A 19,473-nucleotide genomic window follows, 5' to 3' on the forward strand; every position below is an offset into this window, starting at 1 on the left:
GGAATTGCATATGGGTGCGAAGCTGGGCGGCGGGGGCGGCGGCAAGTTCGACCTCGGCCAAAACAGCGACATCAACGTCACGCCCTTCGTGGACGTGATGCTGGTGCTCCTCATCATCTTCATGGTGTCGATCCCCGCCGCCACGGTGTCGATCAAGCTCGACCTGCCGCCGGCGATTCCGCCGCCTCCGGGCACGAAGGTCGAAGAGCCGACCCTGATCAACATCCAGGAAGCCGGCCTCTATATCGGCGATCAGCCCACCACCCTCGACACCCTGCCCGCGGACCTCGCGCGCAAGCTGAACAAGCCCAACCCCACCGAGGAGCGCGTCTATATCCGCGCCGACCGCACGGTGCGCTACGGCGAGTTCATGTCGGTGATGAACACCTTGCAGGGTAACGGCTACTTCCAGGTCGCCCTGATCAACGAAGAGCTCTAGGCTCTTCGGACTCGATACGGAAAAGCCCGCCCAGGGAAACCCGGGCGGGCTTTTTCGTGGGCGAAATCCCTCCCTCCCCTTCATGGGGAGGGACAGATCGCGAAGCGATCAGGGTGGGGGAGTCTGGCCACAATTCCCCACCCGTCCGAGGCTTCGCCTCGTCCACCCTCCCCATGAAGGGGAGGGAGAATAGAGTCTAGGCCGCGCAGGCCTCGAAGCCGGCCTTCAGAGCGGCCTCGTCGAGATTGCGGCCGATGAAGACCATGCGGCTGAAACGGTCCTCTTCGGGCTTCCAGTCGCGCTGGAAGTCGCCCTCCAGGATCATGTGCACCGCCTGGAACACCAGCCGGCGTTCCTCGCCGGCCACGTCCAGGATGCCCTTGGCCCGCAGGATGTCGGGACCCTGGTCGGCCAGCAGCTGGTTCAGCCAGTTGGTGACCCTCACCCCATGGATCGGCTTGCGAAGGGTCAGCGAGATTCCACGGATACCGGCCGCGGCCGCATGGTCTTCGTGCGGATGATCGTGGCCGTGATCGTGGTGAGAATGGTCGTGATCGTGATGATCGTGATCATGGTCGCAGTCCTCGTCGTGCACATGGCCGGCTTCGCCATGGGCGGGGTTCAGGAACTCAGGGGAGATATCGGTGATGCGGGCCAGGTCGAAGCCGCCGCGGCCGAGGATGGCGTCGAGCGGCACGTTGGCGCGCTGGGCGCGGTGGATGGGCGCGAAGGGATTGATCCGCCGGATGGCGGCCTCCACCGACTTCAGCTCCTGCGGCGTCACCAGGTCGGTCTTGTTGAGCACGATCTGGTCGGCGAAGGCGATCTGCTCGACCGCCTCCCGGGAATCGGCCAGGCGCAGGGGCAGGTGCTTGGCGTCCACCACGGTGGTGACGCTGTCGAGCTGGGTCTTGGCCTTGACGTCGTCGTCGACGAAGAAGGTCTGGGCCACGGGGCCGGGATCGGCCAGGCCCGTGGTCTCCACGATGATGGCGTCGAAGCCGCCCTTGCGCTTCATCAGGCCCGAAAGCACCCGGATCAGGTCGCCGCGCACCGTGCAGCAGACGCAGCCGTTGTTCATCTCGAACACTTCCTCGTCGGCGCCGACGATCAGTTCGTTGTCGATGCCCACCTCGCCGAACTCGTTGACGATCACGGCGTAGCGCTTGCCGTGGTCCTCGGTGAGGATGCGGTTGAGCAGGGTGGTCTTGCCGGCGCCGAGATAGCCGGTGAGGACGGTGACGGGGGTCTTGGCGTTCATGACGCTCATCTAGTCATTGTCGGGGCCCGATGGAACAGGCTGCGGCGTTGGATCGCTTGACCTGGATAAGGTGTTATAGAATAACACTCCAGCCTCCGCCGCCCGCCCCTCTCTTTATATAGGTGACCGTGACCGCCGCCGAACCCCGCGCTCAGGAGCCCATGGACGCCTTCCGGGGCGACCGGATCTATCTGGGCGCCGACCACGCCCGCAACGAGCGGCGCACCTGGATCGTGGCGGCCATCTGCCTGGCGACCCTGGCGGCCCAGATCACCGGCGGCCTTCTCTTTCACTCCATGGCGCTTGTCGCCAATGGGCTCCATATGGCCGCCCACCTGGCCGCCCTGCTGGTGGCCGCCATCGCCTACGCCGCGGCCCGCACCTATGCGAAGGACCCGCGCTTCACCTTCGGCGCGGGCAAGCTGGGCTATCTGGCCGGCTTCGCCAACGCCGCGGTCCTGGGGGTCACCGCCCTGCTGATCGGCATCGAGAGCGTCGGGCGGCTGCTGGCCCCGGAGGAGGTGGCCTATGACGGCGCCCTGGCCCTGGCGGCGGCGGCCCTGGCCATCAACCTGGTCTGCGTCTGGCTGCTGAAGCCGGCCCAGACCCACGCCCACGACCGCGACGGCGACCTCAACCTCTCGGCCGCCCACCTGCACCTGGCGGGCGACGCGGTGATCTCGGGCCTGGCCATCGCGGGTCTGGCCGCCGGCCGCTATCTGGGCTGGAGCTGGACCGATCCCGTGGCCGCCCTGGTGGGGGCGGGCCTGCTGGCCCACTTCGCCTGGCGCCTGCTCAGCCGCACCGGCGCCGTCCTGCTGGACATCAATCCCAGCCCCGAACTGACCGCGCAGATCCGCGGCCGGCTGGAGGGCGAGGGCGAGCGGGTGCTGGACCTGCACCTCTGGCGCCTGGGCCCCGGCCACCACGCGGCCATCATCGTCATCGCCGCGACCACCCCACAGGCGCCCCAGGCCTATCGCGCCCGCCTGGCGGGGCTGGCGGGACTCAGTCACGTAACTGTGGAAGTCCGCGACCACGCGACGGCTTGACCGGAGTCCACGGATCAGCCTTTTCAAGGTCTGATGAATCAAGGGCTTGAGCAGGTGCGGGCTTGGACCCGACGCTCCATGGAGGGGGCGGCGGACCGCGGCGTCGACCTGCTCGTCGCGGTGCTTCGCGGCTGGACGGTCCTGGAGGACGCCACCCAGGACCTGCCCCGGCTCAGCCGGAGCTTCGTCGCCGACGCCACCACCTTCTGCGCCGCCCGCTGGCGGCCGGCCTCGGCCCTGGCGGTCATGGGCGGCCTGAGCTTGCTGGCCGGGGTCTATGTGGTCACCGACGCCCCCAGCAAGGCCAAGCCTCCCACCGTCCTGGCCGCCGGAACCCCCGACCCCCGGCCCCACCTCAAGCCTCGCCCGGCCCCCGGCCCGCCCCCGCCCGCCCTGCAGAAGCGCCTGGACGAACTGGCCACCGGCTATCGCGAGAAGGTGGGCATCGCCGTGGCCGACTGCAGCGAGGGCTGGATGGCCCAGGTGGCCGGCGACGACGCCTTCCCCCAGCAGAGCGTCTCCAAGCTCTGGGTGGCCATGACCGCCCTGGACGCCCAGGACCAGGGCAAGCTCAGCCTGGACCAGGCGGTGATCCTGGGACCTCAGGACCGCAGCGTCTTCTTCCAGCCCATCTCCCACAAGATCGGCGTCACCGGCTACGCCACCACCCTGCGCGACCTGGTGCGCCGGGCCCTGATCGAGAGCGACAACGCCGCCAACGACAAGCTGCTGCAGCAGGTGGGCGGGGTGGACGCGGTGGCCGACATGCTGGCGCGCAAGAACCTCACCGGCATCCGCATGGGGGCCGACGAGAAGAACCTGCAGGCCAAGATCGCTGGCCTCACCTGGAGCCCGGAGCTGGGGATCGGCGGCAATTTCAAGGAGGCGCGCTCGCGCCTGCCCGACGCCGTGCGCGACGCGGCCATGGACGCCTATCTGGACAATCCCCTGGACGGGGCCACCCCGGCGGGGCTGGCCCAGGCCCTGGTGGTGCTCAAGCGCGGCGAGCTGCTGTCGCCGGAAGCCACCGAGACCTTCCTCTCCACCATGTCGGAGGCCCGCACGGGTCCCAGGCGGCTGAAGGGCGGCCTGCCGGCCGGCTGGACCATCGCCCACAAGACCGGCACCGGCCAGGACTGGCGGGGCGGCTCCATCGGCATCAACGACGTGGCCGTCCTCACCGCGCCCGACGGGCGGTCCTACGCCGTGGTGGTCCTGATGAAGCGCACCACCAAGCCGGTGGGCGCCCGCCTGGCCTTCATGCAGCAGGTCTCCAAGGCCGTGGTGAGCAACTGGGAGAGCGAACGCGCCAACGACCGGCGGACGCTCGCCAGCCTGCGTCCGGGCGAGTCGTCCGGAGGCCGCTGAATCCGCAGCGCCTTGCGTTGACTTGGCGGGGGTCGTCTGTATAAGTCCGCGCCTTCGCACGCGGGGCTCCCCACGGGCGTGATCCTTTTTTGCTAAAGTCTCAAGGCGCGAACGATGTACGCGGTGATCAAAACCGGCGGTAAGCAGTACCGGGTTCAGGCGGGCGACCTTCTCGTCGTCGAAAAGCTTGAAGGTGAGCCGGGCGCCAACGTGGCCTTCGGCGACGTCCTGATGCTGGGCGATGGCGAGACCATCACCCTGGGCGCCCCGATCGTGGAAGGCGCCAGCGTGAGCGCCACCCTGATCGAGACCCGCAAGGGCCTGAAGGTTAAGATCTTCAAGAAGCGCCGTCGTCAGGGCTATCGCCGCACCCGCGGCCATCGCCAGCACGAGAGCGTCCTGCGCGTCACCTCGGTGGCCGGCGCCGGTAAGACCGAGAACTGGGACGGCGTGGTGGACATGACCACCAAGGCGGTCCTCAACGCTCGCGCCCGGAACCTGAAGCTGGAAGAAGCCGCGACCGCCAAGGCCGCGCTCGCCGGCGAAAAGGCTGCGGCTCCGGCCGCAAAGAAGGCTGCTGCCCCGAAGGCCGCCGCTCCCAAGGCTGAAGCCGCCGCCAAGAAGCCCGCCGCGCCGAAGAAGGCCGCCGCCAAGAAGCCCGACGCCGAATAAGCGTCGGATCAAGACAAGTTTAGGAGACCACAATGGCTCACAAGAAATCTGGCGGTTCATCCCGCAACGGCCGTGACTCGGCCGGCCGTCGTCTCGGCGTCAAGAAGTTCGGTGGCGAAGCCGTCGTCGGCGGCAACATCATCGTCCGCCAGCGCGGCACGAAGTTCTTCGCCGGCGTGAACGTCGGCATGGGGCGCGATCACACCCTCTTCGCCACCGCCGACGGCGCGGTGAAGTTCGTCACCAAGCGTGACGACCGCACCTACGTGAACGTGGTGACCAACGAGGCCAACGCCAGCTAGGGCGAACCCACCTTCTCCGGGTCCGCCAGGCGATCAGTCAGGCGGACCGGACAGAATCCCGAAAAGCGGGAGTCCGGAACGCCGGGCTCCCGCTTTTCCTGTTTCAGGGGTCCCGTCAGAGGGCCCGGGAGGTTCAAGATGTGCTCCATCCAGATCGAACCCGTCATCGAGACGCAACGCCTGCGGCTGCGCAGGCCCCGTCCCGCCGACGCGCCCCGCGTGGCCAAGCTGCTCAACGACCTGGAGCTGGCCCGCATGACCCACGCCATCCCCCATCCCTACGGGCTGGAGGATGCGCAAGCCTACCTTTCCCAGGTGGACGACGCCGATCCCCAGGCCCTGGCCATGTTCGTCATCGACCACCCGCAGCAGGGACCCATCGGGGTGGTGGGCTTCGACAGCGAGAACGGCCGCACAGAGATGGGCTGTTGGATCGGCCGCCCCTTCTGGGGTTGCGGATTCGCCACCGAGGCCGCCAAGGGCGCCCTGGTCTGGGCTCACCGGGACTGGAAGCGGCGCTACGTCCTGGCGCGCCACTTCTCCGACAACCCGGCCTCGGCCTCGGTGCTCTGCAAGAGCGGCTTCCTCTATACCGGGGAGGTCAGGCTCTCCCCCTCCGCCGCCCGCGGTGAGGCCGTCCCCTCGCGGATGATGGTCTGGCTGGCGTGAGTTTGCGGCGCTCGCGTGCTATGGCGGGCGCCGAACGCTCCCGGGATATGGAATTGACCTCGACCGCCACCTTCAAAGCGCCCCTGGACGCCCTGCTCGCGGGGCGCTCCTTGGCGTGGCGGGTCGGCGCCGTCCTGGCGGGAAGCTGGCTCCTGGCGGCGTCCTCCTGGGCCGAGGTCTCGATGTACCCCGTGCCCATGACCCTGCAGACCTACGCCCTGCTGGTCATCGCCGGATTGTCGGGGCCCAGGCTCGCCCTTGAGATCGTCGTCGTCTGGCTGGCCCAGGCGGCCATGGGCCTGCCCCTGCTGGCGGACGGGGCGAGCGGCCTTGCCCCCTTCGTCGGCCCCACGGCCGGCTACCTGCTGGGCTTCGTGATCACCGCGGGCCTCATAGGCTGGCTGGCCGCGCGTCCGGACGGGCGGAGTTGGCGGAGCCTCACCGCCAGCTTCCTGGCCGCCCACGCCCTCATCCTGCTGCTGGGCTGGGCCTGGCTGGCCACCGGCCTGGGGGCGAAAGCCGCCTTCGCTAGCGGCGTCGCGCCCTTTCTTGCGGGCGCGTTTTTGAAAACCATATTGGCGGTCGCGACCGTGAAACTCGCGGGCGATCGGATCCTGACGACATGAAGTTCCTCGACCAGTGCAAGGTCTATGTCCGCTCCGGCAACGGGGGCGGCGGCGCCGTGTCCTTCCGGCGGGAGAAGTACATCGAGTACGGCGGCCCCGACGGCGGCGACGGCGGCCGCGGCGGCGACGTCTGGATCGAGGCCCAGGACGGCCTCAACACCCTGATCGACTTCCGCTACAGCCAGCACTTCAAGGCCGAGACCGGCACCCACGGCATGGGCCGCAACCGCCACGGGGCGGCCGGCGCCGACATCGTCATGAAGGTCCCCGTCGGCACCCAGGTGCTGGCCGAGGACAAGGAGACCCTGATCGTCGACCTGGACACCGCCGGCCAGCGCTTCCTGCTGGCCAAGGGCGGCAACGGTGGCTGGGGCAATGACCGCTTCAAGAGCTCCATCAACCAGGCGCCCTATCACGCCAATCCCGGCCAGGAGGGCGAGGAGCTCTGGATCTGGCTGCGGCTGAAGCTGATCGCCGACGTCGGCCTGGTGGGCCTGCCCAACGCCGGCAAGTCCACCTTCCTGGCCGCCGCCAGCGCCGCCAAGCCGAAGATCGCCGACTATCCCTTCACCACCATCCACCCCAATCTCGGCATCGTGGACCTGTCCCCCAACGAGCGCTTCGTCCTGGCCGACATTCCCGGCCTGATCGAGGGCGCCTCGGAGGGCGCGGGCCTCGGCGTCCGCTTCCTGGGCCATGTGGAGCGCACCGCCGTCCTGATCCACCTGGTGGACGCCACCCAGACCGACGTCGTCGAGGCCTGGAACACCGTGCGCCACGAGCTGGAGGCCTATGGCGAGGAACTCGGCGACAAAACCGAGATCCTGGCCCTCAACAAGATCGACGCCCTGGACGAGAGCACCGTGGAAATGCAGCGCGAGGCCCTATCCGAGGCCGCCGGGGTCCCCGTGCGGCTGGTCTCGGCGGTCTCCGGCAAGGGGGTCGTCGAAATCCTGCGCGAGGCCTACGCCCTGGTGCGCGACCGCAAGGCCGCCGCCGCGGTGGGCAAGGGCGGCGAGGACGAAGTGGGCTGGAAGCCGTGAGCGGGATCGAGCGGGCCCGCCGGGTCGTCGTCAAGGTCGGCTCGGCCCTGCTGGTGGGCGAGGACGGCACGGCCGACAGCCTGTGGCTGGCCGCCTTCGCCGCCGACGTGGCCCGGATGCGGGCCCGTGGCCAGCAGGTGCTGGTGGTCTCCTCCGGCGCCGTGGCGCTCGGCCGCCGCCGGCTGATGCTCGCCAAGCGCTCCCTGACCCTGCCGGAGAAACAGGCCGCCGCCGCCGCCGGCCAATCGGCCCTGATGCGGGCCTGGGAAGAGGCCCTCGAACCCCACGACATCACCGCCGCCCAGGTGCTGCTGACCCGTGACGACACCGAGGTCCGCCACCGCTGGCTCAATGCGCGCGCAACTGTCGAGACCCTGCTGGACCTGGGCGTCGTGCCCGTCGTCAACGAGAACGACACCGTGGTCACCGAGGAGATCCGTTACGGCGACAACGACCGCCTGGCCGCCCGGGTGGCCCAGATGATCGGCGCCGACGTCCTGGTCCTGCTGTCGGACATCGACGGCCTCTACACCGCCGATCCCCGCAGCAATCCCGACGCCAAGCACCTGGCCCGCATCACCCACCTGACGCCGGAGATCGAGGCCATGGCCGGGGGCGCCAACGCCAGCGCCGGGGTCGGCACCGGCGGCATGGCCACCAAGATCGCCGCGGCCCGCATGGCCCAGTCGGCCGGCTGCGCCACCGTCATCACCCTGGGCCGTCGCCCCTCGCCGCTGGCCGCCCTCGAGGCCGGCGAACCCGCCACGGTCATCGAACCCGCATTGAGCGCCAAGGCCGCCTACAAGGCCTGGATCTCCGGGACCCTGGCCCCGGCCGGGACCCTGGTGGTGGATGAGGGCGCCGCCCGGGCGCTCGCCACCGGCAAGAGCCTGCTGGCCGCGGGCCTGCGCGACGTCGAGGGCCGGTTCGAGAAGGGCGAGGCGGTCATCGTCCGCGACCAGGCCGGCCGCGAGATCGGCCGCGGCCTGACCCGCTACGACAGCGCTGACGCCCTGGCCATTTTGGGCCTGAAGTCCGACGCCATCGAGGCGGCCCTGGGCTACACCTCCGGCCCGGTGATCCACGCCGACGACCTGGCCCTGGGCCACGCCCCCGCCGAGGCGACCGCCGACTAGGAAAGCACCTCCAATTGCCGCCTCTGGCAAAGGTGCTTACTAAGGCTCATCCTGAGCATATGGGAGGCGACGTGGACGACGGGGCGGCGACAGGCAGGGCGGCGGCGGCGATCGGCCGGCTGACCGCGCTCGCGCCGGGCATGGCCATCCCCTTTGGCGGCGACCGCGTGGCCTATGTCTCCGAGGCCCTCGCCCAGGCCTTCCACCCCGGCGACCGGCTGGTGGTGGTCCAGGATAGCGGTGACCTGCTGCACGTCCCAGCCGCCGTCCAGGCCATCGCCGAGGACGCCGTCGGCCGCGCCTCGACCGCTTTCCAGCAGATGGGCGCCGTCGGCGACGAGGCCATCACCGCCTTCTTCGAGGCCTTCGCCGCCAAGCTCGCCGACGAGACCGTCTGGGCCGCCATCGCGCAGGCCAACCTCGCCGACGTCGCCCACGCCCAGGCCCGCGGTCGCTCCACCACCCGCCTGGCGGTGAGCCCGGCCCTGCGGGCCGACATGATCTTGGGCCTCCAGGCTTGGCGCGACGCGCCCGCCACCCGCGGCAAGGTCCTTGAAACAACCACCCACCCGGGCTGGAGCGTCGAGCAGGTCATGGCGCCCCTGGGGGTCGTGGGCTTCGTCTTCGAGGGCCGCCCCAACGTCTTCGCCGACGCCACCGGCGTCCTGCGCACCGGCAACACCGTGGTCTTCCGCATCGGCTCCGACGCCCTGGGCACCGCGCGGGCCATCGTCGAGCACGCCCTGGATCCGGCGCTCGCCGCCGCGGGCCTGCCCGCCGGGGCCGCGGCCCTGGTGGACAACGCCGAGCATGCCGCCGGCTGGGCCATGTTCTCCGATCCCCGCCTGGCGCTCGCCGTGGCGCGCGGCTCCGGCCCCGCCGTGGCCCAGCTCGGCGCCATCGCCCGCCAGGCGGGAACTCCGGTCAGCCTGCACGGCACGGGGGGCGCCTGGATGGTGGCCGGCCCCGCCGCCGACCCCGCCCGCTTCGAGGCCTGCGCCTACCACTCCCTGGACCGCAAGGTCTGCAACACCCTGAACGTCTGCGCCATCGTCCGCGAGCGCGCGGGCGACCTGGTCCCGGTCTTCCTGCGCGCCCTGGAGGCCGCCGGCCAGCGCCGCAAGGGCGCCAAGCTGCACGTCCTGGAGGGCTCGGAAGCCTACATTCCCGCCGCCTGGCGCGAGGCCCGGGTCACCGTCGCCCGCGCCCAGGGCGACCGCGAGGAGCCCCTGGTGGAGAGCCTCCCCCAGGCCGACCTCGGCCGCGAGTGGGAATGGGAGGAGACCCCGGAGGTGACCCTGGCGGTGGTCGACAGCGTCGAGGCGGCCATCGCCCTCTTCAACCGCCACAGCCCCCGCTTCGCCGCCAGCCTGATCTCCGAGGATCCCGAGGCTCAGGACAGCTTCTACGCCGCCATCGACGCCCCCTTCACCGGCGATGGATTCACCCGCTGGGTGGACGGCCAATACGCCCTCAACCGCCCCGAGCTCGGCCTCTCCAACTGGGAGCATGGCCGCCTGTTCGCCCGCGGCGGGGTCCTGGCCGGGGACGGGGTCTTCACCGTCCGCGCCCGGGTCCGCCAGACCGACCTCAACCTCGACCGCAACCCCGACACGGGCAAGCGGTTTTGATCCAGAGCAGAGACCATGTGGTTCGCGGGACCCGCCCGGCGCGTCCCTGAGGCCGGCCGCCCCGCCACCCTGCGCCTGGGCTTCACGCTCACGCGCGGGATGCGGGTGGGGCTCTATGGGGGCTCGTTCAATCCGGTCCACCAGGGCCACGCCCACGTGGCCGAGACCGCCCGCAAGCGGTTGAAGCTCGACCGGGTGATCTGGCTGGTCTCGCCGCAGAACCCGCTGAAGTCCAACAAGGAGACCGCCAGCCTCGCTGAGCGCATGGAAGGCGTGCGCAAGGTGGCCCGCGGCCGGGCCATGATCGTCTCCGACGCCGAGACCGCCATCGGCTCGACCTACACCATCGACACCCTGAGGGTCCTGCAGGCCCGGTTCCCCGGCGTGAAGTTCGTCTGGATCATGGGCGCCGACAGCCTGGCCAGCTTCCACCGCTGGCGCGGCTGGACCCAGATCATGGGCGGGGCGCCGGTGGCGGTGGTCTCACGGCCCTGGATCTCGCTGAAAAGCCGCTTCTCGCCGGCGGCGCGCAGGTTCTCCCACGCGCGGCGCCCGGCCTCCCAAGCCTCGACCCTGGCCACGGCGCGGCCGCCCCGCTGGGTCTTCCTGACGGGCCCGCTGAACTTCCTTTCCTCCACCGCCCTGCGCGAGCGGATGGGCGGCTCAAGATCGTGATGACACGCGGGACTGCCCCTGGCCCCGCAATCATGATATGAGGCCTTTTAGCGAGGCAAAAAAGGAGCTACCCCGCTGAGCCCTGACCCTGCGCCCAGTGCGCACGAGACCCCGGTTTCCGCCGAGGTTTCCTCCGATCCCCAGAGTCGCATCAGCGCTTTGGAAGACCTTATCCTGGCCCGTCTCGACGACGACAAAGCCCAGGATGTCGTGTTCATCGACCTGAAGGGTAAGAGCGCCGTGGCCGACGGATTGATCGTCGCCTCCGGCCGTTCGCATCGTCATGTCGGCGCCATGGCCGACCACCTGCTGCGCGCCCTCAAGGACGAGGGCTACGGCAAGGTGCGCGTCGAGGGCATGCCCCACTGCGACTGGGTGCTGATCGACACCGGCGACGTGATCATCCACCTGTTCCGTCCCGAGGTCCGCTCCTTCTACAACATCGAGAAGATCTGGTCGGTGGACTCGGCCCACATCGCCTTCACTTGAAGCTGACGATCCTGGCGGTCGGGCGTCTGGCCCGCTCCCCCGAGGTCGAGCTGGTGAAGCTCTATGTGGACCGCGCCACCGCGGCCGGCCGCGCGCTCGGTCTCGGCCCCGTCGAGGTCGTCGAGGTCGAAGCCAAGAAGCCCGGCAAGGCCGCCGAGGCCGAGGTCCTGCGGCCGCATCTCGCCGACGCCCACGTCATCGCCTGTGACGAGCGGGGGACCGCACGCGCCTCGCGGGATTTCGCCGCCGAGATCGCCAAGCTGCGCGATCAGGGGGTGCGGCGGCTGGTCTTCCTGATCGGCGGCGCCGATGGCCTGGATCCCACCCTGGTGGCCAGCGCTAACGGAAAGCTCGCCTTCGGGCCCCAGACCTGGCCCCATGCCCTGGCCCGCGTCATGCTGGCCGAACAGGTCTATCGGGCGGTCACCATCCTGGCCGGCGGCCCTTATCATCGCGATTGAACCCTCCTTGCCGATCCTCCGTCCCGCTTTCGTCATCGGCGCCCTGGCCAGTCTCGCGGCCGGGGTCGTGGCCGTGGCGGCGGTGAGCGAGCGGGCCAAGCTCGAGAGCCTCAATGTCCGCGAGACCGTGCTCACCGCCGAGCAGGGCCGCAACCGCAACCGCCTGGCCCGCCTGCTGACCGTGCTGGAGCAGCTGCGCCGCGACCCGCCGCCGGCCCTGCTGGTGAGCCCTGACGACGCCGTCGCCGCCGTCCGCGCCGCCATCCTGGTCAAGGCCATCACGCCCGAGCTGCAGCGCCGCGCCACCCTCTATGCGGTGGAGGCCGGGGAGATCGCCCGTCAGCGCCGCCTGGCCGCCGTGGCCAGCGAGGCCCTGTTCACCGCCGACAGCCAGCTGGCCGAGGCGCGCATGATCCAGCCCCCCGGCGCCCGCGCGCCCCTGCCCGAGCCCGACGACGGCGAGGTCACCCCGCCCAAACAGCTGCTGATGCCCGCGCAAGGCCCCGTCAGCCGGCGCTTCGGTCAGGTCCTGCCCGGCGGCGGCCGCGCCAACGGCCTGACCATCCAGGCGTCCTCCGGGGCGAAAGTGGCGGCCCCCGACGCGGGACTTGTCCAATATGTGGGCCCGGTAAAGGGTTGGGGTGTCATCTTGATCTTAAGATTGGCCGGTGGATACCATCTGGTGTTGGCTGGTCTGGACCGGGCGAACGTCAGCGTCGGACAATCCGTCGCGGCGGGCGCGCCTGTCGGATGGATGGCGGATGGGCGACAATCGCCCGCTGAACTCTATCTGGAGGTCCGGGAACGCGGCGCGCCGGTCAATCCGGGGCGCTGGATGAAGGACGTGACCGGCCTGAGACCGGCTGTCGGATAAGAGACGACCTCGAACCGGTGGGTTCGGGTGGGGACGTGAAGCGGTTAAGCGGCTCAATTCCGCCGCAAGGGAGCCCTAGGGCCAATCTATGCGCAAGTATCTGTTGATCGGTGTTTCGGCCTTCGTCCTCGGGGCGGGCTCGATGGCCTATGTGAGCCAGCAGGCCCTGGCCTCGGCCCAGCCGCGAGCCAAGACCTACAAGATGCTCGAACTGTTCGGCGACGTGCTGGACACCGTCGAACGGCAGTACGTCACCGAGGTCGACGACAAGAAACTCATCGAGGCGGCCATCGACGGCATGCTGACCTCGCTCGATCCCCACTCCGGCTACCTGAACCCCGAGAGCTTCGACGACATGCGCGATCAGACGCGCGGGGAGTACGGCGGGCTCGGCATCGAGGTCACCAGCGAGGACGGCGTGGTCAAGGTGATCTCGCCCATGGACGGCACGCCCGCCTTCAAGGCAGGCGTCAAGGCCGGCGACTTCATCACCGCCGTCAACGGCGAGAGCGTCCTGGGCCTGTCGGTCAATGACGCGGTCAAGCAGATGCGCGGCAAGCCGGGCGAGGCGGTCACCCTGACCATCGCCCGCGAGAAGACCGATCCCTTCGACGTCAAGCTGATCCGCGAGGTGATCAAGCCCAAGTCCGCCACCGCCAAGCTCGAGGGCGACTACGGCTATCTGCGGGTCTCGGCCTTCAACGAGAAGACCACCGACGAGGCCGAGGCCGCCATCGCCGACCTGCGGGCCAAGAACCCCAAGCTCAAGGGGATCATCCTGGACCTGCGCAACAATCCCGGCGGCCTGCTCGACCAGGCGGTCGGCATCTCCGACCTGTTCCTGGACGGCGGCGAGATCGTCTCCCAGCGCGGCCGCGATCCCCGCGATGTCGAGCGCTACAACGCCCGTCCCGGCGACGCCACGGGCGGCCTGCCGGTGGTGGTGCTGATCAATTCCGGCTCGGCCTCGGCCGCCGAGATCGTCGCCGGCGCCCTGCAGGACCGCAAGCGCGCGGAACTGGTGGGCCTCACCAGCTTCGGCAAGGGCTCGGTCCAGACCGTGATCCCCCTGCGCGGCGGCATGGACGGCGCGCTCAAGCTGACCACGGCGCGCTACTACACCCCCGCCGGCCGCTCCATCCAGAAGACCGGCATCCAGCCGGACCTGGAGGTGGCCGAGACCCGCGACGAGGCCCAGGCCATCGCCAACCGCGCCTTCCAGTTCAGCGAGGCCTCCTTCCGCAACGCGCTCAACGCCGAGGAGGGCAAGACCCGCGTCGGCGCCCATGAGCCGGCCGAGGCGCCGCCGGAGTCCTTCAACACCACCACCGGCGACTTCCAGCTCGCCCGGGCCAAGGACGTCCTGCGCTACGGTTCGGTGGCCGCCACGCCCAAGCTGCCCAAGCCCACCGCCAAGATGGCCGAGGTGGTCTCCAAGCTGCCCAAGCTCGAGCCCAAGCCGATCGCCAAATAGGCGCCCTGCGACCCCGCGCCTTGCTGCGGCGCGGGGGAAAGTAGCCGTTCATTAACCATGATCGCGCAGGCTCCCCCCTGGAGCCTTGTGTGGTCAGACCTATGTTTTCCAAGAAAAAGCTCGTGACTGTCGCCGCCGCGCCCGCCCCTGGGGGCGGCGTGCCGGAGATCTTCGCCAAGGCCCTGGCCAACCCCTATGTCGGCGCCGGCGGCGCGGCCTTCCTCTTCATGACCGCTGTCCTGATCCTCATCGCCCTGATGGGGGATCCCAAGGCCGGGACCCCGGTGGTCCGCATCAGCCTGGCCAAGGTGGCCGCCATGGCCGCCCCGCCCGGCTGGCGCGAGGCCCTGATCGCCGACCACCCCGGCGGCGCGACGCTGAGCACCGACATCTTCCGCCTCTCGGCGACCCCCATCGGCCCGGACGTCGCCTTCGGCGGCCAGGCGGTGATCACCCTGCCCGGCGGCCAGGCCTTCCACGCCGCCGATCCCCTGCCGGCCGCCCCCATCGCCGGCTTGACCGCCCAGGGCTCCGGCGGCCTGCTGCCGATCATCGCCCCCAATGGCCGCACCCCGGCCGAGGCCTATGCCCGGCCCTTCACCAGCAACGGCCGGCCCAAGGTCGGCCTGGTGATCGGCGGCCTGGGCCTCAACGCCACCGCCACCCGCCAGGCCATCGAGACCCTGCCCCCGGAGATCACGCTCTCCTTCGTGCCCTATTCCGACGGCCTGCAGGGTTGGATCGACCTGGCCCGCGCCAACGGCCACGAGGTGCTGCTGGAGGCCCCCATGGAGCCGGTAGACTATCCCGACAACGATCCGGGGCCCTACACCCTGATGGCCCAGGCCCAGGGCCAGGAGACGGTGAAGAAGCTGGAATGGCTGCTCAGCCGCGCCACCGGCTATTTCGGGGTCACCAACTATCTCGGCTCCCGGTTCGTGGGCTCCGACACCGCCATGGGCGCCTTCACCGGCGCCCTGCGAGGCCGCGGCCTGGCCTTCATCGACGACGGCTCGGCGGCCAAGCGCGGCGGCGGCCTGCCCCGGGCCTCGGCCGACCGCATCGTCGACGACCAGCTCTCCGTCGAGGCCATCGACCAGCAGCTGCTGTCCCTGGAGGCCGGCGCCCTGCAGCACGGCCAGGCCCTGGGATCGGGATTCGCCTACCCCGTGACGTTGAACCAGGTGGCGCAATGGGCGCAATCGGTGGAGTCTAGGGGTTATCAGTTGGCGCCGGCCTCGGCGCTGACCACCCGCAGGTGACCGCGAGCCGATGAACGATCTGACCGCCTATCGTCCCAATGTCGGGGTGGTGCTGTTCCACCCAGACGGCCGTGTCTGGCTGGGGCGGCGGGTCAATACGCCGGAGCCCTACAACTGGCAGTTCCCGCAAGGGGGCGTCGACGCCGGCGAGGACCTCTACGAGGCTGCCCGGCGCGAGCTGGCCGAGGAGACCGGCGTGGTCACCACCACCCTGCTGGGCCGCACCGACGGCTGGATGGCCTATGACTTCCCCCCCGGCCACAACGGCAGCAAGATCGCCAAGGGCTGGAAGGGCCAGCGCCAGGTCTGGTTCGCCTTGCGCTTCGACGGCGAGGACGACGAGATCGACCTGATGGGCCACGGCCACCCGGAGTTCGACGACTGGCGCTGGGGCCGCCTGGCCGAGGCGCCGGGCCTGGTGGTGCCCTTCAAGAAGGCCACCTATGAGGCGGTGGTGGCCGCCTTCCACGATTTCGCGGGATTGTCCGGCCGCGCGGCGTGATGCCACGGGCGCTGCGCGGTCAGATCGCTATAGTCCCGCCTCTATGGAAGACGTGAAGGGGATGCCTTGGTCGCGCCGATAGTCATGGTGCATGGCGCCTTCTGCGGCGGCTGGGCCTTCGAGGCCTTCCGCGCGCCCTTCGAGGCCGCGGGCCACACCGTCCATACGCCGGACCTGAGGGGCCACGCCGAGGGCGATCGCGCCGAGGCCGTCGCCGGGGTCTCCATGAGCGTCTACGCCAAGGACATCGCCGACGTCTGCGCCAGCCTGGCCGAACCGCCGATCCTGATCGGCCACTCCCTGGGTGGCCTGGTCTGTCAGCTCGCCGTGCGCCGCGCGCCGGTCAAGGCCCTGATCCTGCTGGCCCCCTCCCCGCCCTGGGGCGTGGCGGGCTCCTCCATGGAGGAGGCGGTCACCGCCTTCGGTTTGATGGTGGGGGCCGCCTGGTCCCACAGCATCAGCCCCGACCGCACCCTGATGCGCACCTACAGCCTCGATCGCATGCCCAAGCCCGAGCGGGAGGCCGCCGTCCAGCGCCTGCGCCCGGAGAGCGGTCGGGCCCTGTGGGAGGCGCTCAACTGGTGGCTGGACCCCTTCATGACCACCAGCGTCGGCGTGGGCGCCCTTGAGGCCCCCTGCCTGGTGATGGTTGGCCAGCGCGACGTCGTCCACCCGCCCATGACCGCCCGTCAGACCGCCGCGCGCCTGGGCGCCGAATACCGCGAGATGCCCGGCATGAGCCACTGGCTGCTGGGGGAAACCGGCTGGCAGGACGTGGCCAGCGCCGCCTGGGACTGGCTGGCGCAGGTGAAGGTCCGTGATCCGGCCTAGGGTCGGCCTGGGGTATGGATCCGACAGCTGTCGCTCTCTGACATCCTTCTCCCCCTGCGGGAGAAGGTGGCCCTGCGGAGCAGGGTCGGATGAGGGGTCGATAGCCCTGTCCGGCGAGGGCCCCGCCAACCCCGTCCATTCGACGATAGACGGACCTAGGCCCTGTCGAACAGCTTCAGCCCCGCGATCCCCGCGACGATCAGGCCCACGCAGACCAGCCGCGCCACGGTGACCGGCTCCTTGAACAGCGCGATGCCGAGGATCACCGTCCCCACCGCCCCGATGCCGGTCCAGACCGCATAGGCGGTCCCGAGCGGCAGCGACTTCACCGCGATCCCCAGGAGGGCCATGGAGGCCACTAGGCTCACCCCGGTGAGCACGGTGGGCCAGGGCCGGGTGAAGCCTTCGGTGTATTTCAGGCCCACGGCCCAGCCGATTTCACAGAGACCGGCGACGAACAGGATGAGCCACGCCATGGCTGTCCTCCCAAGACCGGGCCGTCCCGGAAAAGAGAAAGGCGCCGACTTTTCGCGAAGCGAGAAAGTCTACTTAACAGCTGCGAGCGTGACCGTCGCCTGAACCGGCGGCCACTTCAGGCTGTCACGCTCGGAGTCGTCTCCAGCGCCTGAACTCATATCGATGTGGAGGGCCGGGCGCCCTAGAACTTGCGTTCCGAATAGAGCACTTCGGCCATGTCCCACTTGGGCGAGACCGAGGAGCCGTCCGGCTTCTTCAGCTGCAGGAAGACCAGGCCGATGGACTCGTGGTCGGTGAAGTATTCCCACGAGTTGGTGATGCGCTTGTAGTCGGTGGCCGGCACGTAGTCGTTGCGCTGCTGGAGCAGCTCGGGCTGGTGCAGCAGGGAGAAGATGTTCAAGCCCACGATGATCGGCTTCTCGCCGCCCAGGGTGTAGTTGAGCGCGATCCGGCAGACGTCCTTGTTGGAGCCCGGCGCGAAGACGGTCAGGGTGTAGGGCTTGACCTGCAGGGTCTGGGTGTAGGTCCCGTCCCGCTTGTTGACCTTGAAGCCCATGGCCTTGCTGGCCAGCTGGGCGATGTCGCCGCCGCGCACCAGGGGCACGCAGACACGGTTGATCACGTCGATGATCTGGCCGATCTCACCGGTGGTGGGGATCGCATAGACCTTCTCGGGCTCGGGAGCCGGAGCCGCGGCCGGCGGAGCCTCGGGAGCCGCAGCCGGAGCGGTCGCCTCTGGCGTCGCCGCCGGGGGGGGCGCCGGAGCGGTGGTTTGGGCGGCGGCCGAAGTGGCCAGGCCGGCGGCGATCAGACTGATGATGGCGGTACGCATAGACGGGTCCCCTGACTTGCGATCTATCACACTCAAAGTGGCCGTCCCTCGCAAGCCCCCTAGCGCGGGAATACGGCCAAGGCGAGGCGCTGCCTAGATTGCAGCCTCGACAGCCTGCTCGGCCAGGATGGTCAGGCCATCCGGCGTCACGTCGGCGAACCCACCCTGCACGTCGAAAGCCTGGACCCGGCCGTCGTTGAACACCTTCACGCGACCCGTCTTGAGGGTCGTCATGAAGGGCGCATGGCCGGCGAGCACGCCGAAGTCGCCTTCGGACCCGGGGGCGTCGACCTGATCGACCTCGCCCGAGAACAGCTCACGCTCGGGCGAGACCAGGGAGAAATGCAGCTTGCCGGCCATGGCGCCTAGGCTTCCGAAGCGAGTTGTTCGGCCTTGGCCACCGCGTCTTCGATGGTGCCGACATTGTAGAAGGCGGCTTCCGGCAGGTGGTCGAACTCACCCTCCACCACCGCCTTGAAGGAGCGGATGGTGTCTTCCAGGCTGACGAAGATGCCCGGCATGTTGGTGAACTGCTCGGCCACGTGGAAGGGCTGGGAGAGGAACTTGGAGATCTTGCGGGCGCGCGACACCACCAGCTTGTCGTCTTCCGACAGTTCGTCCATGCCGAGGATGGCGATGATGTCCTTCAGGGCCTTGTAGGCCTGCAGGGTCTCCTGGACGCGGCGGGCGACGTTGTAGTGCTCCTCGCCGATCACCAGCGGGTCCATGATCCGGCTGGTGGAGTCCAGCGGGTCGACGGCCGGGAAGATGGCCTGGGCGGCGATGTCGCGCGACAGCACGGTGGTGGCGTCCAGGTGGGCGAAGGAGGCGGCGGGCGCCGGGTCGGTCAGGTCGTCGGCGGGCACGTAGATGGCCTGGACCGAGGTGATCGAACCCTTGGAGGTCGAGGTGATGCGTTCCTGCAGGTTACCCATCTCGGTGGCCAGGGTGGGCTGATAGCCCACGGCCGAGGGGATGCGGCCCAGCAGGGCGGACACTTCGGAGCCGGCCTGGGTGAAGCGGAAGATGTTGTCGATGAAGAGCAGCACGTCCTTGCCCTCTTCGTCGCGGAAGTACTCGGCCTGGGCCAGGCCGGTGAGGGCCACGCGGGCCCGCGCGCCGGGGGGCTCGTTCATCTGGCCGTAGACCAGGGTGCACTTGGAGCCTTCGCCGCCGCCGGGCTTGTTGACGTTGCTCTCGATCATCTCGTGATAGAGGTCGTTGCCTTCGCGGGTGCGCTCACCCACCCCGGCCAGCACCGAGTAGCCGCCGTAGGCCTTGGCGATGTTGTTGATCAGTTCCTGCATGGTCACGGTCTTGCCCACGCCGGCGCCGCCGAACAGGCCGATCTTGCCGCCCTTGGTGTAGGGGCAGAGCAGGTCGATGACCTTGATCCC

23 protein-coding genes are annotated in these 19,473 nt (G+C 69.6%); 18 read left to right on the plus strand and 5 right to left on the minus strand.

The genetic code is table 11. From position 1 onward, the window contains the following. The first annotated feature begins 10 nt into the window (after window positions 1–10). Complete coding sequence (locus Q7T09_RS10265; RefSeq protein ID WP_304699532.1) at window positions 11–439, plus strand: biopolymer transporter ExbD; 429 nt, start codon at window positions 11–13, stop codon at window positions 437–439. Window positions 440–635: 196 nt separating this feature from the next. On the opposite strand, the gene Q7T09_RS10270 is transcribed toward Q7T09_RS10265, so the two are convergent. Continuing rightward, window positions 636–1,709, minus strand: a complete 1,074-nt coding sequence (locus Q7T09_RS10270) for a GTP-binding protein (protein WP_304699511.1) — start codon at window positions 1,707–1,709, stop codon at window positions 636–638. Between the two features lie 152 nt (window positions 1,710–1,861). Between Q7T09_RS10270 and dmeF the strand changes: the two genes are divergently transcribed. From dmeF to Q7T09_RS10355, 17 genes are all read left to right on the plus strand, one after another. Further along, window positions 1,862–2,752 carry a CDF family Co(II)/Ni(II) efflux transporter DmeF gene (gene dmeF, locus Q7T09_RS10275; RefSeq protein ID WP_304699512.1) on the plus strand — a complete coding sequence of 297 codons (891 nt, stop codon included), beginning with the start codon at window positions 1,862–1,864 and terminating at the stop codon, window positions 2,750–2,752. 33 nt (window positions 2,753–2,785) lie between these two features. Continuing rightward, on the plus strand, window positions 2,786–4,120 hold the full coding sequence (locus Q7T09_RS10280; RefSeq protein ID WP_304699513.1) for a serine hydrolase: 1,335 nt from the start codon (window positions 2,786–2,788) through the stop codon (window positions 4,118–4,120). Window positions 4,121–4,234: 114 nt separating this feature from the next. Then, a complete protein-coding gene (rplU, locus tag Q7T09_RS10285) occupies window positions 4,235–4,792 on the plus strand; it encodes a 50S ribosomal protein L21 (protein WP_304699514.1) in 558 nt (185 codons plus the stop codon). A gap of 32 nt (window positions 4,793–4,824) precedes the next feature. Next, window positions 4,825–5,094, plus strand: a complete 270-nt coding sequence (gene rpmA / locus Q7T09_RS10290) for a 50S ribosomal protein L27 (protein WP_304699515.1) — start codon at window positions 4,825–4,827, stop codon at window positions 5,092–5,094. A gap of 138 nt (window positions 5,095–5,232) precedes the next feature. Further along, entirely contained in the window at window positions 5,233–5,763 is a 531-nt protein-coding gene (locus tag Q7T09_RS10295) for a GNAT family N-acetyltransferase (RefSeq protein WP_304699516.1), read from the plus strand. A gap of 53 nt (window positions 5,764–5,816) precedes the next feature. Continuing rightward, a complete protein-coding gene (locus tag Q7T09_RS10300) occupies window positions 5,817–6,389 on the plus strand; it encodes a biotin transporter BioY (protein ID WP_304699517.1) in 573 nt (190 codons plus the stop codon). Continuing rightward, window positions 6,386–7,432 (plus strand): GTPase ObgE, encoded by a 1,047-nt coding sequence (gene obgE, locus Q7T09_RS10305; protein WP_304699518.1) that lies wholly within the window; start codon window positions 6,386–6,388, stop codon window positions 7,430–7,432. The genes Q7T09_RS10300 and obgE overlap by 4 nt, the downstream gene beginning before the upstream one ends. Next, entirely contained in the window at window positions 7,429–8,568 is a 1,140-nt protein-coding gene (gene proB / locus Q7T09_RS10310; RefSeq protein ID WP_304699519.1) for a glutamate 5-kinase, read from the plus strand. Before obgE ends, proB begins: the two co-directional genes overlap by 4 nt. 71 nt (window positions 8,569–8,639) lie before the next feature. Beyond that, a complete protein-coding gene (locus tag Q7T09_RS10315) occupies window positions 8,640–10,199 on the plus strand; it encodes an aldehyde dehydrogenase family protein (protein ID WP_304699520.1) in 1,560 nt (519 codons plus the stop codon). 15 nt (window positions 10,200–10,214) lie between these two features. Then, complete coding sequence (locus tag Q7T09_RS10320; RefSeq protein WP_304699521.1) at window positions 10,215–10,874, plus strand: nicotinate-nucleotide adenylyltransferase; 660 nt, start codon at window positions 10,215–10,217, stop codon at window positions 10,872–10,874. Between the two features lie 75 nt (window positions 10,875–10,949). After that, window positions 10,950–11,363 (plus strand): ribosome silencing factor, encoded by a 414-nt coding sequence (gene rsfS / locus Q7T09_RS10325; protein WP_304699533.1) that lies wholly within the window; start codon window positions 10,950–10,952, stop codon window positions 11,361–11,363. Continuing rightward, window positions 11,360–11,824 carry a 23S rRNA (pseudouridine(1915)-N(3))-methyltransferase RlmH gene (rlmH, locus tag Q7T09_RS10330; protein ID WP_304699522.1) on the plus strand — a complete coding sequence of 155 codons (465 nt, stop codon included), beginning with the start codon at window positions 11,360–11,362 and terminating at the stop codon, window positions 11,822–11,824. The genes rsfS and rlmH overlap by 4 nt, the downstream gene beginning before the upstream one ends. Window positions 11,825–11,831: 7 nt before the next feature. Next, window positions 11,832–12,698, plus strand: coding sequence for a murein hydrolase activator EnvC (locus Q7T09_RS10335; protein WP_304699523.1), 867 nt, complete (start codon window positions 11,832–11,834; stop codon window positions 12,696–12,698). An 88-nt stretch (window positions 12,699–12,786) separates the two neighbouring features. Further along, on the plus strand, window positions 12,787–14,172 hold the full coding sequence (locus Q7T09_RS10340) for a S41 family peptidase (protein ID WP_304699524.1): 1,386 nt from the start codon (window positions 12,787–12,789) through the stop codon (window positions 14,170–14,172). Window positions 14,173–14,273: 101 nt separating this feature from the next. After that, window positions 14,274–15,434, plus strand: a complete 1,161-nt coding sequence (locus tag Q7T09_RS10345) for a divergent polysaccharide deacetylase family protein (protein WP_304699525.1) — start codon at window positions 14,274–14,276, stop codon at window positions 15,432–15,434. Window positions 15,435–15,444: 10 nt separating this feature from the next. Continuing rightward, window positions 15,445–15,936, plus strand: coding sequence for an RNA pyrophosphohydrolase (locus Q7T09_RS10350; RefSeq protein WP_304699526.1), 492 nt, complete (start codon window positions 15,445–15,447; stop codon window positions 15,934–15,936). A 66-nt stretch (window positions 15,937–16,002) separates the two neighbouring features. After that, window positions 16,003–16,767, plus strand: a complete 765-nt coding sequence (locus tag Q7T09_RS10355) for an alpha/beta fold hydrolase (protein WP_304699527.1) — start codon at window positions 16,003–16,005, stop codon at window positions 16,765–16,767. 155 nt (window positions 16,768–16,922) lie between these two features. Here the strand turns inward: Q7T09_RS10355 and sugE are convergent, their stop codons facing one another. The 4 genes from sugE to atpD form a co-directional block, all read right to left on the minus strand. Continuing rightward, window positions 16,923–17,243, minus strand: a complete 321-nt coding sequence (gene sugE / locus Q7T09_RS10360) for a quaternary ammonium compound efflux SMR transporter SugE (RefSeq protein ID WP_304699528.1) — start codon at window positions 17,241–17,243, stop codon at window positions 16,923–16,925. A 182-nt stretch (window positions 17,244–17,425) separates the two neighbouring features. Beyond that, window positions 17,426–18,076, minus strand: a complete 651-nt coding sequence (locus Q7T09_RS10365; RefSeq protein WP_304699529.1) for a hypothetical protein — start codon at window positions 18,074–18,076, stop codon at window positions 17,426–17,428. Between the two features lie 93 nt (window positions 18,077–18,169). Beyond that, entirely contained in the window at window positions 18,170–18,436 is a 267-nt protein-coding gene (locus Q7T09_RS10370) for an ATP synthase F1 subunit epsilon (RefSeq protein WP_304699530.1), read from the minus strand. 5 nt (window positions 18,437–18,441) lie between these two features. Continuing rightward, window positions 18,442–19,473: F0F1 ATP synthase subunit beta (atpD, locus tag Q7T09_RS10375; RefSeq protein WP_304699531.1), on the minus strand; the 1,032-nt coding region annotated here is incomplete at its 5' end.

This window comes from Phenylobacterium sp., assembly GCF_030645195.1.
Lineage (GTDB): Bacteria > Pseudomonadota > Alphaproteobacteria > Caulobacterales > Caulobacteraceae > Phenylobacterium.